This is a genomic window from Bacillus sp. S10(2024) (assembly GCF_050473865.1).
In the GTDB taxonomy this organism is placed as follows: Bacteria; Bacillota; Bacilli; order Bacillales; family Bacillaceae_G; genus Bacillus_A.
The window spans coordinates 4,417,945-4,433,296 of the sequence record NZ_JBFLUR010000002.1 but is presented as its reverse complement, the minus strand read 5'-3'; the positions used below and the strand labels follow the sequence as shown (position 1 = coordinate 4,433,296).

13 protein-coding genes are annotated in these 15,352 nt (G+C 38.8%); 2 read left to right on the top strand and 11 right to left on the bottom strand.

Annotated elements, in window-relative coordinates; translation table 11 throughout:
- The first annotated feature begins 35 nt into the window (after nucleotides 1-35).
- The gene (locus AB1280_RS22525; RefSeq protein WP_429757076.1) at nucleotides 36-1,151 is read left to right on the top strand and encodes an aminopeptidase; all 1,116 of its coding nucleotides are present in this window, start codon (nucleotides 36-38) and stop codon (nucleotides 1,149-1,151) included.
- Nucleotides 1,152-1,246: 95 nt separating this feature from the next.
- Here AB1280_RS22525 and AB1280_RS22520 read toward each other — a convergent pair whose 3' ends face one another.
- From AB1280_RS22520 to AB1280_RS22470, 11 genes are all read right to left on the bottom strand, one after another.
- Complete coding sequence (locus tag AB1280_RS22520) at nucleotides 1,247-1,666, bottom strand: cytidine deaminase (protein ID WP_429757399.1); 420 nt, start codon at nucleotides 1,664-1,666, stop codon at nucleotides 1,247-1,249.
- A 27-nt stretch (nucleotides 1,667-1,693) separates the two neighbouring features.
- Nucleotides 1,694-2,125: a VOC family protein gene (locus tag AB1280_RS22515; protein WP_272188414.1), complete on the bottom strand. Its 432-nt coding sequence runs from the start codon at nucleotides 2,123-2,125 to the stop codon at nucleotides 1,694-1,696.
- A 29-nt stretch (nucleotides 2,126-2,154) separates the two neighbouring features.
- On the bottom strand, nucleotides 2,155-2,652 hold the full coding sequence (locus AB1280_RS22510) for a GNAT family N-acetyltransferase (RefSeq protein ID WP_429757075.1): 498 nt from the start codon (nucleotides 2,650-2,652) through the stop codon (nucleotides 2,155-2,157).
- Nucleotides 2,653-2,678: 26 nt separating this feature from the next.
- Nucleotides 2,679-3,593: a phosphotransferase family protein gene (locus AB1280_RS22505; protein WP_429757074.1), complete on the bottom strand. Its 915-nt coding sequence runs from the start codon at nucleotides 3,591-3,593 to the stop codon at nucleotides 2,679-2,681.
- Nucleotides 3,587-5,413, bottom strand: coding sequence for a M3 family oligoendopeptidase (locus tag AB1280_RS22500; protein ID WP_429757073.1), 1,827 nt, complete (start codon nucleotides 5,411-5,413; stop codon nucleotides 3,587-3,589). The genes AB1280_RS22505 and AB1280_RS22500 overlap by 7 nt, the downstream gene beginning before the upstream one ends.
- 190 nt (nucleotides 5,414-5,603) lie before the next feature.
- Nucleotides 5,604-7,217, bottom strand: a complete 1,614-nt coding sequence (locus AB1280_RS22495; RefSeq protein ID WP_272188423.1) for an APC family permease — start codon at nucleotides 7,215-7,217, stop codon at nucleotides 5,604-5,606.
- A gap of 254 nt (nucleotides 7,218-7,471) precedes the next feature.
- Entirely contained in the window at nucleotides 7,472-8,956 is a 1,485-nt protein-coding gene (locus tag AB1280_RS22490; protein WP_272188425.1) for an aldehyde dehydrogenase family protein, read from the bottom strand.
- A gap of 121 nt (nucleotides 8,957-9,077) precedes the next feature.
- Entirely contained in the window at nucleotides 9,078-9,971 is an 894-nt protein-coding gene (gene dapA / locus AB1280_RS22485) for a 4-hydroxy-tetrahydrodipicolinate synthase (RefSeq protein WP_429757072.1), read from the bottom strand.
- Between the two features lie 190 nt (nucleotides 9,972-10,161).
- A complete protein-coding gene (locus tag AB1280_RS22480) occupies nucleotides 10,162-11,115 on the bottom strand; it encodes a proline racemase family protein (RefSeq protein WP_429757071.1) in 954 nt (317 codons plus the stop codon).
- Nucleotides 11,112-12,149 carry a proline racemase family protein gene (locus tag AB1280_RS22475; RefSeq protein WP_429757070.1) on the bottom strand — a complete coding sequence of 346 codons (1,038 nt, stop codon included), beginning with the start codon at nucleotides 12,147-12,149 and terminating at the stop codon, nucleotides 11,112-11,114. Before AB1280_RS22475 ends, AB1280_RS22480 begins: the two co-directional genes overlap by 4 nt.
- A complete protein-coding gene (locus tag AB1280_RS22470) occupies nucleotides 12,146-13,321 on the bottom strand; it encodes an NAD(P)/FAD-dependent oxidoreductase (protein ID WP_429757069.1) in 1,176 nt (391 codons plus the stop codon). The genes AB1280_RS22475 and AB1280_RS22470 overlap by 4 nt, the downstream gene beginning before the upstream one ends.
- A gap of 325 nt (nucleotides 13,322-13,646) precedes the next feature.
- Between AB1280_RS22470 and AB1280_RS22465 the strand changes: the two genes are divergently transcribed.
- Complete coding sequence (locus tag AB1280_RS22465; RefSeq protein ID WP_429757398.1) at nucleotides 13,647-15,320, top strand: sigma-54 interaction domain-containing protein; 1,674 nt, start codon at nucleotides 13,647-13,649, stop codon at nucleotides 15,318-15,320.
- The last annotated feature ends 32 nt before the right edge of the window (nucleotides 15,321-15,352 follow it).

Sequence of the window (15,352 nt, the reverse complement as noted above, 5' to 3'; positions counted from 1 at the left end):
TAAGGAAGGATGCATATATAAGGGAGGTTTTACATATGAAAGACCCACGTATTGAAACATTAGCAAAAAATTTAATTAATTACTCTATTCGTTTACAAAAAGGCGAAAAAGTATTAATCGAAAACTTCGGCTTACAAAAAGAGCTAGTAACAGCACTTGTAAAAGCTGCATATGAAGCTGGTGGTTATCCATTCGTACTATTAAAAGATCATCAAGTAGACCGCTCTTTAATGATGGGCGCAACAGAAGAACATTTCGAGCAAATCGCTGCATATGAAGCGAGCGTAATGAAAGATATGGATGCTTATATCGGCCTTCGCTCTGGTGATAACGTAAATGAACAAGCGGACGTTCCAAGTGAGCGTATGAAAGTTTACGGTAACACAGTAGGTAAAAAAGTACATAGAGACATTCGTGTTCCAAAAACAAGATGGGTTGTACTGCGCTATCCAAATGCTGCGATGGCACAGCTTGCAAAAATGAGCACAGAAGGATTTGAAGACTTCTACTTTGACGTATGTAACTTAGACTACGCGAAAATGGATAAAGCGATGGACAATCTTGTTGAGTTTATGAACAAAACAGATAAAGTGCGTCTTGTTGGACCTGGCACTGACTTAACATTCTCTATTAAAGACATCCCGGCAATTAAATGTGCTGGTCACTTAAATATTCCAGACGGCGAAGTATACTCTGCGCCTGTTCGCGATTCTGTTAACGGTACAGTTTCTTACAACACACCATCTCCTTACAACGGTTACATGTTCGAAAATGTAAAACTTACATTTAAAGACGGTAAAATCATTGAAGCAACTGCAAACGATACAGAGCGCATTAACAAAATTTTCGATACAGACGAAGGTGCACGCTTCGTTGGTGAATTCGCAATCGGCGTAAACCCATACATTTTACATCCAATGGGCGATATTCTATTCGACGAGAAAATCGACGGCAGCTTCCACTTCACACCTGGACAGGCATACGACGATGCATGGAATGGCAACAACTCTAACATCCACTGGGATTTAGTATGCATCCAGCGCCCTGAATATGGCGGCGGCGAAATTTACTTCGACGACGTATTAATCCGTAAAGACGGCCGCTTCGTTGTACCTGAATTAGAAGCGTTAAACCCTGAGAACTTGAAATAAGATTGAAAAAGTGAGCACAGGTTGTTGTGCTCACTTTTGTTTATTGTAAAGCTCTATTCATTTCTTCTTGAATGTGTTGTTTTATACTAAGTTTACTATCTTTTATACTTACAAGGAATTAGTTCATCAACTGTTGTTTTAATAATTTCATTACCAACCTTTAAAAGCACATAACAATGAGGCGCATAATCTGAAATAAGTTCTCTGCACATCCCACATGGACTGACTACTGTAATTTCCCGATTGGGTTCATCTGAATAGGGATGACGAACAGCCACAATGGTATCAAATCCTTTATGACCATTTGATATTGCACTACCAATTGCGATTGCTTCAGCACAAACCGTAACTCGTCCTATATACGCTTCAATATGAACAGCTGACACGATTTCACCCGATATAGTACGCAATGCTGCACCTACATGATGACAATTTTCTTTATATAAGGTTTTAATTTTCGTTGTCGCTTCCTCAATTAACTTCAAATCATCTGGCGTTACGGGATAGGTTTTCATATTCATATAAAATTCCCTTTCTAATAATTAAAAAGTAAGCATAGCCCCTCTTTCATCAAATACAGAATCTGGGTTCCAAGCAACCTCCCAAAGATTATTTTCAGGGTCAGCAAAATATGCTGTTCTCCCTCCCCAGAACGCATCGCTTGGCTCGCGTAAAATTCTTCCGCCTGCTTTTCGAATTTCCTCAATCGTTGTATCAACTTGTTCAGGATGATCAACGTTAATCGCAAACGTTACACCACGAAACGTTTCTACGTCTTGAGTGATTGAAACGCCAGCATCCTTTGCTAATTCCTCAATAGGAAAGATCGAAAGAATAACACCCGCCGTTTTAAACGCAGCGTAAGTATCTGAACTGATTTCTGTTTCTTCCCATCCTAAGCTTTTGTAAAACGCACGAAGAACCGGTAAGTTAAACGCACCAATTGTTAGTAAGCTTACTCGTTGTAGTACCATGATACTCCCCCCATAATGTATAGAAACACTTACATACTCCCGCTCGAATCAAACACTTGAATCGGTCCGTCCCAACCGTCTTTCCTTATCTCACGGTATTCATTATTCGTGTACGCTGAAATGACTTTCCTCCAAAATGCTTGAGCTGGAACATTTTCTTCCATCTCTGAAACTTCCCATTCCCCCGGGAATTTAGAAAACAATTGAAAAGCCGCTTGTTTTCCTACACCACTTTTCCGATATTTTTTCATGACAAAAAATTCTGCCATGGAGTAGTATGTACGGTCATTTTCCTCAATCGCTCGAATCAGTGCAAAGCCTGCATACTTTCCATTCACTTTTATAAAAAACGGAAAGCGATTCTCCTCTGTAAAATAATGATCTACGTACATATATTCATACAAACCATGCTCATTCACATCTTCAGGGTCAAATTCGCTAAAGTCGTATTTATATAGTTCCGTTAAATTCTTTAAAACGCTTTTATTCTCTAGTTTTACTTTTTCAATTTCCAAATTTATATCCATATTTATTTCTCCTAATTCTACTAAATTTATAAAATTTTATGTATTTCATTACCAATTACTTCAACACGTTCCTTATAATACAATCCTTTATCTTTTATTTTAAGATGAGAGATAAAAAGGTTCGCAAGCATCAGCGCCGTATCAAGCCTGTAAAATAGACAAACAATTTTTGGAAGAGAATCAAAAATATGCTCATTTTTATATCCGGCCTTAAATTCACTCCAATTCACTTCATTCACTTCCGCTATTCTCATCAGTTCAAGAAGCGGGTGACCAATGAGAGCATTGTCCCAGTCAACGATTGCCTGAATTTCTCCGCCATGACCAATTATATTGGCAGGTCGAATATCCATATGGAGCAGCCTTTTTATCTGTTCCCCCTCCTTTAGAGTCGCCTCAATTTCTTCTGCTTTTGGAAATGGAATACGTAAAGAAGTAATTTCGTTAAATGATTGTAGCCTTCTGACAAGGCGCTCTGCTATATGCTTTTCTGTCGACTCCCCATTCTCATTTTCATAATGTAAGCCTTCAATCGGCATATGATGAAGCTTATTGGCTAATTCTCCAATTTCATAAGAAGAAATCAGAGTAGAGTCAGTAACTATATAATCCGAAATTAAAAAATCAAGTTCCTCAGAAAGATGCAGTCTATGAACGGCTGGCACAGGAATTCCTTGAGAATGACAAAACTTAGAAAGCTTTGCTTCTTTTTGTAATGAAAGGCGGCTACTAAATAAATTTTCATTGATATTAGCAACTTCCCGCTCCCACGGTACACGAAAAGCAAATGAACCTGTTTTCGAATCTCCTCGAAAGACAACATTTTGGACGCCGCTTCCTGCTACTTCTAAACTTTTAATTCCCAACTCTTTATATTGGCTAGCTAATATGTTTTGTAGTTTTGTTCTTAACTCTTCTGTTCTTGATGCTACATTCAACATTGCATTCCCTCCTCACTGAGAGTCTTCTCTGTTAAAGCAAGAAAATCTTTTATATCTTGTAAAACAATTTGCATTGCTTTCTCCCAGAATTCTTGTTTTGTTAGATCAAAGCCAAGATGGTGAAAAGCTAATTGTTCAGCAGTCATTCTGCCAGTATCTCGAAGCAAATCTATATATTTTTCTTCAAATGAATGTCCTTCTTGAAGTGCAGTTGCGTAGATTCCTTGGCTAAATAGAAAACCAAATGTGTACGGAAAATTATAAAAAGGTTTATCTGTGAAATAGATATGACGACTCCAAACCCATGAAAAATCATGATAAGAAGCAAGAGAATCATTGAATGCGTACTGCTGTGCTTTTTTCATCAAATGGTTCAATTCATCGACTCCTACAACCCGCTCTTTTCGAATTTCATAAAAATCTCTTTCGAACATAAAATTCCCCTGTACTCCGATCAAATAACTAAGCGCTGTTTGTATCTTTGCCTCTAGAAGAAGCAGTTTGTCATGTTCATTTGAAGTATCTTGAATTACTTTATTTAAAATAAGCGTTTCTGCAAACGTAGAAGCTGTTTCACTAACAGCCATCGTATACTGCTGCGCAAATGGCGGAACATCATTTGAAATAATGCCTTGATGAAAAGAATGTCCTAATTCATGGGCAAGTATAGCGAGATTATTATGTGTTCCTTGAAAATTCATGAAGATACGAGCTTGCTTCGTTAGCGGAAATCTAGCTGAGAATCCTCTACTTGCTTTTGTATTCCTGTTTTCAGAATCAATCCAACCTTCCTGAAATGCTCTTTCTGTATAATTCGCTAATTTAGGGCTAAAAGAATGAAACCCAGTAAGGATTATTTCAGCAGCCTCTTCATATGTATAAGTCTTCGCTACTTTTCCTATAGGCGTATATATATCGAACCAATCCATTTTTTCTAACCCTAGTAAACGTGCCTTTCTTTTTAAATATGAAGCTATGACAGGCTTACTTTGATTGACAGCCTCCCACATAGAATCAAGCGTTGATTGTGACATTCTATTGTAACGGAGCGGTTCTGTTAAAATGGAATCTACTCCCCGATGTTTATATACTTGTAGGCGAAAACCAGCAATATTATTTAGAGCTACTGCGCATGTCTCAGCTACTTTTTCGCCTGCATTATGTAAAGCATTTACGAGATTCGTTCTAGAATAATGATTGATAGATGAATGTAATTGATTATATACTTGTCCAAAATTAAGGTACTTTCTTTGTCCATCTTCCTCTAGAACAATCTTCGTTTTTCCGATGATAGAGTTATGTAAATTGACCCAAGCATGATAGCCATTAATAGAAAGATCTTGGATCAACTTTTCCTGTGCTACCGGTAATTTCCCTCTCGCCTTTTCTCTTTTTTCTTGAAGTGGAAAAGCGATTGGTTTGATTTGTTCCAGCTGCAATACCTGCTCCCAAATCTCGTCCGGTATATGTACCAAAGTTTGTTCAAAATTGCTGATGACGATCTCAAATTGTGATGAGATATTCCTTGCTTTTTCACTTAATATAACAGCCTGCTCATCTTCCACATTTTCTGATTCCAAACATTCCACAAAGTGGGTTGCTTCTAGCAAACGAATAGACATCTCTTGAATTCGATTCATTTGTTCAATCCACTCTTCATATCCACTAATTGATTCTAGTTCCTTAATTTCTATTGTTGTGGCTGTTTCTTTAACAACATCTCCCTCAAGCTTTATAAGAAACTGTTTGAAGCTATTCGACTCACTTCCCCCAGGAAAAATCTCATCCAAACTCCAGCGTTGTTGTAAAGCCTCACGCAATGTATCCGCCTCCTAACAAATTTCGTTCTTACCCGTAGCTATCCATATTATACCATGAAAAAATTAGTAAATTCAGAAAAAAGGAAGAAGCGTTCTCTATACGCTTCTTCCCTCTCAATGTTTTTGTTTTCTCCTTTTTCACCCTCGCACCTGGCAGGAAAAAGGTTTTAAGATTTGTACCTATACAAAATCATTTACTAACCGGCGCATTCTCTATCTTTACATAATCAGTGCTCTCTACTTCATCTTCATCATCCAAGTCCACAACCGGTAAAGCCGTATGAACCGCCCAGTAATAGCTAATCAAGGAAACAATACTGACCGCTAGCAAATCTGTTGAATTTGTTAAATACCCCTTTCCCTCGCCAAACATACCGAAGTATGACACTACCATTATGGCAATGTAGTAAAAAACGAGCCATAACGATGACTTAATTTGTTGGGCTAAAGATACTTGTGAAGTTGGTACCCATTTTTTACAGCATAGATAAATGACAAACATGATAACTTGTGAAGACAGCAACCAAGAAAGCGTTTTCCAACCAGACCAGTACACAATTAATGAAGCAATGATAAATGAAAGCGGCCCGATAATTGACATTCCTTTTACCAAAAATGGACGATTTAGCTCAGGAGTCCGTTTTCTAAGTGCCGCTGCTGTAATCGGTGCAAGGGCATAACTTAATACAAGCGCTGCAGAAACAACATTAATTAGTGCTTCCCATGAAGGAAACGGTAATGTCCAGAAAATAGAAAGAGCAAAAGTAAGCCAAAGAGCCGGTCTTGGTATGCCTGATTTTTCATCAACTTTAGAAAATACTTTAAATAATGTTCCGCCCTGAGCCCAGCCATATATAACGCGAGGCGTAGCTGACATATAAATATTCCCCGCTCCGCTCGGTGATATAATCGCATCGGAAACGATAAAATAGGCCATCCAGCCTAGTCCTAATAAAAGAGAAATATCTTTAAATGGTAAACTAAATTCCTTACTAATTCCCGCCCAGCCGTTGCTAAGCATTTCAGTTGGAATACTTCCAATAAAAGCAACTTGCAAAAGAACGTAAACAATCGCTGAAGAGACGACAGATAAAAGAAGAGCAATGGGTATCGTTCTTTGCGGATTTTTCACTTCACTTGCAACTGATACAATAGGCGTCAGTCCTAAATAAGCAAAAATAACACCACCGGCAGAAATGGCTGCTTGTACACCAGAAAATCCAAACGGCGCAAAATCAGCACTTGAAAAATTATCGGCATTTAAATACATTAACAATACAACAATTGTTAATGCTGGTACAAAAAATTTAAAGATGGTTATGATTAAATTTGTTTTCGCAAATGTTTTTACACTCCAGTAATTTAACAAAAAGAAAATGACGAGTAGTCCAAATTGCATAAGCCAGCCGCTTACAGTCGGTAAAGTAGAGTTTTCTTGCGTCAGACTTGGCCACCAAGCTGCAGCATATTGCCTAGCCGCTTCTACTTCAATTGCGATTAAACTTGAAAATGCAATAAGAGTAATGAATCCAAGTAAATATCCAAGTATCGGACCGTGAGAATATGCAGGATAGCGAACAATTCCTCCAGCTCGTGGAAGTGCTGCCCCAAGTTCACAATATACAAGTCCTAATAACAAAATAGCAAATCCACCAATGATCCATGAAATAGTTCCCGCCGGACCTGCTATTCCAGCAACATGGCTAGCAGCAAACAACCAGCCTGATCCAAACATAGAGCCAAAACCGATAAAGGCTAAATCTAATAGTGATATTTCTCTTTTAAACTTCCCTTTATTAGACATCCTCTAACCTCTCCCCTCTTGTTTTATTTTCTTAATTTTCAGTATTTTAAAAGGAGACTATTGCCATTACTTTATCATTTTCTAGAAGGGCAATATAGATTTCCCTTAAAAGTTTACTAGATAGAATATCCTAACTCACTTTCTCCCTTTGTTTTAAACCTCGCATGTGGCAGGAAAAGGCACTGACCGCTGCTATGTACGGCCAAATGCTCTCTCCCACCTAAAAAAAGGGTTTTTATATCTGTTTTCAATCTTTATTTCAAGTTCACCCAAATACTCTTCACTTCTGTATAATTATCAAGCGCATAAGAGCCCATTTCGCGCCCAATACCTGATTGCTTATAACCACCAAACGGCGCTGCTGCATCTTCTAAGTTGTAATCATTAATCCATACTGTACCAGCTTTTAAGCGATTCGCTACTTGGTGTGCAGTTTTAACATTTTCTGTCCATACACCTGCAGCGAGTCCAAATGGTGTGTTATTCGCTCTTTCAATTACTTCTTCTACCGTATCGAACGGCAGAACTGCCACTACTGGACCAAAAATTTCTTCTTTGGCGATAATCATATCATCTGTAACATCAGCAAAAATAGTTGGTCTGACGAAGTACCCTTTTTCAAATGCCTTCGCACCGCCAGCTGCAATTCTTGCGCCTTCTTCTTTTCCCTTTTCGATATAATGTAACACGCGCTCTTGTTGCTTTTTCGAAACAAGTGGTCCCATTTCCGTACCTCTTTCCATTCCTGCACCAAGTTTTACATCGTTCGCAAGTTTTGCAAATTCTTCCACCACTTTTTCATAATGCTTTCGGTGAACGAACACGCGAGATCCTGCACTACAGTTTTGTCCATGGTTATACATAATACCGTTAAAGGCACCAGTAATTGCATCTTCTATATTTGCATCTTCTAAAATAATATTTGGTGATTTTCCTCCAAGCTCTAACGTCACATGTTTAATTGTTTCAGCTGCTTGGCGCATAATATATTTACCAGTATTAGTCGAACCTGTAAAAGCCACTTTTTCGATATCATGATGATTCACAATTGCTGCTCCTGCTGTTTGACCAAATCCAGGAACGAAATTGACAACGCCGTCCGGGAAGCCAGCTTCTTTAAAAAGTTGCGCTGTATATAACAGAGATAATGGTGTTTGCTCAGCAGGTTTTAAGACGATTGTACATCCTGTCGCCAGTGCTGCCCCCATTTTCCACGCCGCCATTACTAACGGATAGTTCCATGGAATAATTTGACCAACAACCCCAATTGGTTCATGGCGTGTATAGTTTAAATAGTCCTTTGAAATTGGCGTTGTTTGACCAAGTATTTTCGTTGCCCAGCCAGCATAATAACGATAATGCTCTACTGTTGCTGGAATATCGTCCTCTAGTGCTACTTGATATGGTTTTCCATTATCGAGCGCTTCCAATTGTGCTAGTTCTTCTTTATGCTCATCAATTAAATCAGCCAACTTGTAAATGAAATGAGCTCTTTCAGCCGCACTTAAGTCAGGCCATGCTCCTTTTTCAAATGCTCTGCGTGCAGCCTTTACTGCTAAATCAACATCTTCTTCCCCAGCCTCACTTACAAAGGCAAGTACTTCTTCTGTTGCTGGATTATACGTTTCAAACGTTTTGCCGCTTACCGCTGGTACAAATTTCCCATCAATAAAGAGTTCAATATTTCCTTCTAAAAAAGCTTTTACCCTCGGCTTTAATTCGATTTGTGTAGTTAACATATTCCTCTCCCCTTTACATTTTATATCTTGCTATTTGTGATTTGTGGTATGAGAAACCAAAAAAAATCTGCAATTAACCATAAATAGGGGGTGAATCCCCCTTATGGATGAGTTTTTCCTTTCATACACGTTGTGCAGTTAAACTTGCTAAAATATCCTTAAGCTTTTGATCTTCCTCAGATGTCAACCCTAAACGAGGATAGCGTGAAGGTCCGCCTGCCTGTCCATTCAATTCCATCGAACGTTTCACAATTTGCACATATTTTCCTGATTCTTCAAGGAATTCACAAAGCGGTAAAATACGATCATTGATTTCCCAAGCTTCTTTTAACTCACCGTTTTGGAAGTGATTGAACATTTGGGTAACAAGCTTTGGTACAATATTCCCTGCAACAGAAATCCAGCCTGTTGCCCCGACCAAATAAGACTCCATAACTAAATCTTCTGAACCACAGAAAATTTCAATGTCCCCTTTACCTTGTCTAACAAGATCTCTCGCTTTGCGGATATCTCCACTTGATTCTTTAATGTGGGTAACTCTTTCACATTCTTTGCCGATTTTCAGCATCAACTCTGTACTCATATCAACGCCTGATGTAAATGGATTGTTGTACAGCATAATCGGTACATTCACTGCATTTGATACTTCTTTAAAGTGGAAATAAATTTCTTCTTCTTTCGGTTTGCAGTAATAAGAATTAATAATGAGCGCACAATCTGCACCATGTGCTTCCGCCTGTTTCGTATATTCAATCGTTTCTTTTGTTGTTTCAGCTGCTGTTCCTACAATAACCGGAATACGGCCGTTTACTTCTTTTAATACAGTTTCAACCATTTGGAACTTTTCTTCTTTTGATAAACTTACAAACTCTCCAGTACTTCCATTAATTACAATCCCTGCAACGCCTTGATCTACGAAGTAGCTCACATTATTTTTCACACCGCCCCAGTCAATCTCCTGCGCCCCAGTCATTGGCGTAATTAATACTGGATAAGCTCCTCTAATTGTTGTCATTTCTATTTCCCCCTTAATGTTTTTCACTATCTAAATTCATTTTGATTGTTCAACATATCGCGGCTGTGCAGAATAAAACATGATAGCTTCTATGCATGGCCAGATGCTCTCGTCTTCCCTAAAAAAGGATTTTCATGTCGTTTTTTATTACTCTATAAATCTTATACAAAGATAATCGGTTACACTTCCATTATTTCAGTAAAAATCCAGCAGGTAACGGATCTGTCGGATCTAATACAAATAGTTGCATTCCTGTAATAAAGCCGCGGCTTTTTAAAGTGAATTTGTATCCATCCTCTGTTTGTTTCGCTACTTGTACTGTCAAAGTACTCCCGAAAATACTTTCATTTACAAATGGCGGTTCCATATACAATTTCCCTTTAGAAAGTAAACTTGTATAGCATGCCTTTGTCGATTCAAATCCTGGAGAGCGAACGATGTACCGGTCTTCACGAAACGTGATTGTTTTAATTCGGCCCTCTTGCACATGCGAATCATCCATTAAAATGATACCTCTTACTTGAAATTTCGACTCAAGAGCTTGATACATCCTTTGTCCCCATCTCTTTAATTCAGACAGTTCCTCAACACGAATCTCTGTGGCAATATCACCTTTCTCAAACACTGCATATAATTGATCGGCTTGCACGAGGGAGAACTGTGTATTGACATTCGACTCAGACAATGGAATGTTTGTCTCCACTACGTGACACGGTTCACTTTCTATCGCCACTGAAACTACTTCATCATTCTCTATCAAAGCAGTAACGGAAATCACACCTCTGAGCGTTTCGATTTTATATTCATTTGACGCTCTCGGCTGCAAATGACCGCACTCCAATAAAGTTGTAATAACAGCAACAATGCCGCCGTAATGAATCGGAACCGTTCCTTCATGATTTAAAAATAATACTGCGGCATCTGCTTCTTCGCTAATCGTTGGAACAACAAGACAGCCATTCATCCCAGCAAATCCGCGCGGTTCATTCAATAAAAGATAGATGTCATTTGCAAATACATACATAAACCGCTCATTTAACTGCTCCAAATTTTGATAATGAATGAATGGCACATCTTTAATAACACGAAACGCTTCTCCAGCTACGTGTACATCTGTTGTTGAATACGTCTTCTGAATTTTCATTTCACGTCCTCCGTTTCATGTTCCATTGGCGGAATGAGCAGAAAGCCTTCTTTAAGTGGATCTTTCTCATTGTAGAAGAATCGGTGCATTCCCATTAGCCAAGCGGATCCTGTAATTTGGGTTACAACAGCATCAACCCCTTCCACATCCGTCGTTTCCAATACGCGTCCTCTAAATAAGGAACCGACAATGCTTTCATGAACAAATTCTTCGCCAATTGAAATTTCTTGATTCGCATATAGAACAGCTAATTTCGCAGAGGTACCCGTTCCGCATGGAGAACGGTCGATTCCCCCCGGAGGAACAATTACTGTGTTTTTCACATCCGCTTCCTCATGAGTTGGTTCAGTATAAAACTCAACATGGGTTAGCCCTTTAATAAACGAATATTGTGGATGAACGATTTCAACTTTTTCATTAATGTTGTTTCTAATGTTGATTGCTGTTTCAATTATGTGAGAAGCATTTTCTGGAATTAACTCCAATCCAACCGATTTCGCTTCAATAATTGCGTAAAAATTCCCGCCATATGCAATATCGGCATCTATACGCCCAATTCCCTCGACATCAACAGAAATGCTTTTTAAAAGAAACGCCGGGATATTGCAAAAAGACACTTCTTTTGCTTTTCCATTTTCTATTGAAATATCTACTTCAACGAGTCCAGCAGGCGTATCCAACTTTAAGGAAGTAACGGGCTCCTGAATGGGAATCAATCCAGACTCAACTAGAGCTGTACACACACCAATCGTGTCATGTCCACACATCGGTAAATATCCACCCGTCTCTATGTAAATTACTCCAATATCAGCTTCTGGATGGCAAGGATCCGTTAATAAAGCACCAGACATGACATCATGGCCGCGCGGTTCATTCATTAACAGTTTGCGAATCCAATCATATTCCTTTTTCATATGGAGCATTTTTTCTGACATTGTTTCCCCAACTAGTTTTGGAAGCCCGCTAATTAATGTTCTCGTCGGATTCCCGCCTGTATGTGTATCAATTGTTGTAAAGACTCTTTGTGCCCTCATCTGCTCAACATCCTTTCTGTAAATCGGTTAAAGCTAAGCGGATCAACGGGAATAGACGTTTCTTTTTCGTTAATGAGTTCTTCTACTATTTTCCCTGTTACTGCTGCGAGGCTAATGCCGTCTCCTTCATGGCCCGCCGCAATATAATAATTTGGAATTGTATCTACGCGTGAAACGATCGGCAAATGATCCTCCGTCCATGGACGCAACCCTGCATATGAACGAATTACCATCATGTCTGCCATTTTCGGATAAAACCGGATTGCCCGGTTTGCAATACATTTAATGACTTCATTGTTTACTGCCGTATGAAAGCCAACAAACTCTCTGCTGCTGCCAATTAAAAAATTTTGACTTTCTGTTGGTTCAAAGACAAGAGCAACCCCGTATTTCTCAGTTAGCGGGTCAACAATGCGTTTTCCACCAAACTTAGAAATTAAATAGCCAAACTCCATTACTTTTCGGGACCCTACATGCTGCTGCCTTGAAGCGACGATAATATGTCCTTTTCTCGGTTCAATCGGTATCGACAGATCTAGCATCTTTCCGATTCTAGGCGCCCAGACTCCTGCCGCATTGACGACATGATCCGCAGTAAAAACTCCGTTTGTCGTTTCTACAATAAATGAGCCACTCTCTTCTTTTTTCATTTGTTTTACTTCTGTATGTTTGAAAGCTTTTGCTCCTAATTTTTTTGCCTCCTCCAAAAGTGAAAAAGCTAAAAGATAAGGATTCACTGTGGAATCAGTGGCGCATTCTAGCCCTCCTAATAAATCATCTGCAAAAAAGGGAGACTCCTGCCGAATATCCTGTCGGTCAAGCATTCGAAATGGTAAACCAGCGGCTTTTTGACGATCTACCCATTTTTGTGCCGCTTCCATCTCCTCCTCTGATTCACAAACGAGGATGCTTCCCGGAGCACGATATTCAAATGAATGTTCTAACTCTTTACTTAATTCATCCACTAAATTTTGACTAAACAACGACATCTGACTATCAAAACCTGGGTCTTTATCAATCGCCAAAATATTGCCGTCACATCGTGAAGACGTGCCACTAACAAATTCTCCTTTTTCAATTATCGTTACGTCTCTTCCGTATTTAGAAGCATAATAAGCAATCGAACAACCAATAATTCCCCCGCCAATGACTAACACGTCACAATGTCTCACATGACATTCCTCCTCTCGATGAAATGGCCTCATTACCTAAAATGCAATTCGTGTGCCAATTAACGTAAAACTTTCAAAATGAATTATTATTTCTTCCCTTGCTACTTTATCCCACTTTAACGGGCAGTACCTTCCTCCCCCGCCTCAATACGAAAAGAAAAGCGCGAAGGATAAATCGATTAGACGAGCTAACCATCAGCAGGGGATGAAAAAATCCCTCCACTGATGGAAGTTTTACTTTATTACGAAATATTTTAAATTTTTTGTAAATAAGTGTATAATTCCCTTTACAGTGTTAATATTTTTTTACAGTATGGGAGAGATCATTATGTTTTCATTGCCGTCAGTAAAAGAAATAATAAAACAATATCTAATAGATACATCATTCGATAAACAGCAGATCGAACAGAAAAACGGAGAATTTTATTATCGTTCAACACCCAAAATGCCTGAGCTTCTATGTCAAGTCGTATACGAGGATGATTCATTATTCACCTTACTTCAGGCGTTTACTCATCATTCCACAGCTATTATTCTTGATACAAATAAAAGTCCAACAGGCTGTATAACAGCTGCTCAACTCATTCATTTTCTTCATAACTCTTACAATCAATTAAAAGCTTTTTATGAAACTGTCATTCAAACGACGGATTCTTCTGTCACGGTCATTGATGATAAGGAACGCGTTCGTACATGGACAGAAGGAGCAGAAAAAATATTCTCGGTTAAGCGGCAAAATATAATTGGCCGACCAATTACTGATTTCTTTGATTATAAAAATCTAGAAATCTTGCAATCTCTACATAAAGGGAAACGCATTGCAAGGCAGCACCATCAGCCTCAGTCTGATTTATTTGTCTTAATTAACTCTAACCCAGTTTATTTTAACGATCAGATTATCGGTGCAGTCGTTTCAGAAACAGATATTACAAATCAAGTTGTACTGAATGAGAAATTATTTAACATGTCCAATGAAGTACACCGGCTAGAACAAGAAGTAGCAAAATATAAGGATTCATCCGATCCCTTTCATTCCATTAAAGGAAAAAGTGCTGCCCTGCAAAGAACAGTAGATTTAGCTAGAAGAGTATGTTCTGTAAAATCTACTGTTCTCATATTAGGCGAAAGTGGTGTCGGAAAAGAGGTGTTTGCCAAAGCGATTCATGAAGCAAGCGAGGAACCGAAAGCGCCTTTTATTTCGATTAACTGCGGTGCAATACCGGCATCTTTATTTGAAAGTGAACTATTCGGATACGAACGGGGCGCCTTCTCTGGTGCTGACAGTAAAGGAAAAAAGGGAAAAATAGAACTAGCAAAAGGTGGGACATTGTTTCTTGATGAAATAGGTGAAATGCCCCTCGAAATGCAAGTAAAGCTTCTACGCGTACTGCAGGAACGGAAATATTATCGGGTCGGCGGAGAAAAAGAAATCAACATCGACTTCCGTATCATCGCTGCCACAAATCGTGATTTACAAGAATTGATGAAACAAGGACAGTTCCGTGAAGATTTATATTATCGGCTAAATGTAGTTAGTTTGCATATCCCTCCTTTAAGAGAGCGGCAAGAAGATATTATTGAATTAACTCATTATTTTTTACATGATTTTTCTTTGAGTTATCAGCGGCCAATTCATGAATTCCCGCCAGAAGTCATGCATGAACTGCTTCGCTATAATTGGCCTGGTAACATTCGCGAACTGCGCAACGTCATAGAGCGACTTATCGTATTCGCAACAGATGGTGTAATAAAAAGAGAGTACTTACCCTTCCATACCAACAATATTAGCTTTGAAGACACGCTAAAGACTGCAAATCATGTACTCCTAGAAAATGATTGCACCATCTTACCATTGCAAGAAGAAATGGATCAACATGAGAAAAAGATAATTGAAAGAGCGTTACATATTTTAGATGGAAATAAATTAGAGTGCGCAAAACAGCTCGGTATCACAAGAGCCACCTTATATAATCGATTAAAGCGGCTTAACTTAAACTAACGCTCTTCCTCCTCCATATTGGCACATTTTTT

Coding starts and splice junctions, on each gene's coding strand:
- AB1280_RS22525 (WP_429757076.1), top strand. CDS start 36: ATGAAAGACCCACGTATTGAAACATTAGCAAAAAATTTAATTAATTAC.
- AB1280_RS22520 (WP_429757399.1), bottom strand. CDS start 1,666: ATGAAAACCTATCCCGTAACGCCAGATGATTTGAAGTTAATTGAGGAA.
- AB1280_RS22515 (WP_272188414.1), bottom strand. CDS start 2,125: ATGGTACTACAACGAGTAAGCTTACTAACAATTGGTGCGTTTAACTTA.
- AB1280_RS22510 (WP_429757075.1), bottom strand. CDS start 2,652: ATGGATATAAATTTGGAAATTGAAAAAGTAAAACTAGAGAATAAAAGC.
- AB1280_RS22505 (WP_429757074.1), bottom strand. CDS start 3,593: ATGTTGAATGTAGCATCAAGAACAGAAGAGTTAAGAACAAAACTACAA.
- AB1280_RS22495 (WP_272188423.1), bottom strand. CDS start 7,217: ATGTCTAATAAAGGGAAGTTTAAAAGAGAAATATCACTATTAGATTTA.
- AB1280_RS22490 (WP_272188425.1), bottom strand. CDS start 8,956: ATGTTAACTACACAAATCGAATTAAAGCCGAGGGTAAAAGCTTTTTTA.
- dapA (WP_429757072.1), bottom strand. CDS start 9,971: ATGACAACAATTAGAGGAGCTTATCCAGTATTAATTACGCCAATGACT.
- AB1280_RS22480 (WP_429757071.1), bottom strand. CDS start 11,115: ATGAAAATTCAGAAGACGTATTCAACAACAGATGTACACGTAGCTGGA.
- AB1280_RS22475 (WP_429757070.1), bottom strand. CDS start 12,149: ATGAGGGCACAAAGAGTCTTTACAACAATTGATACACATACAGGCGGG.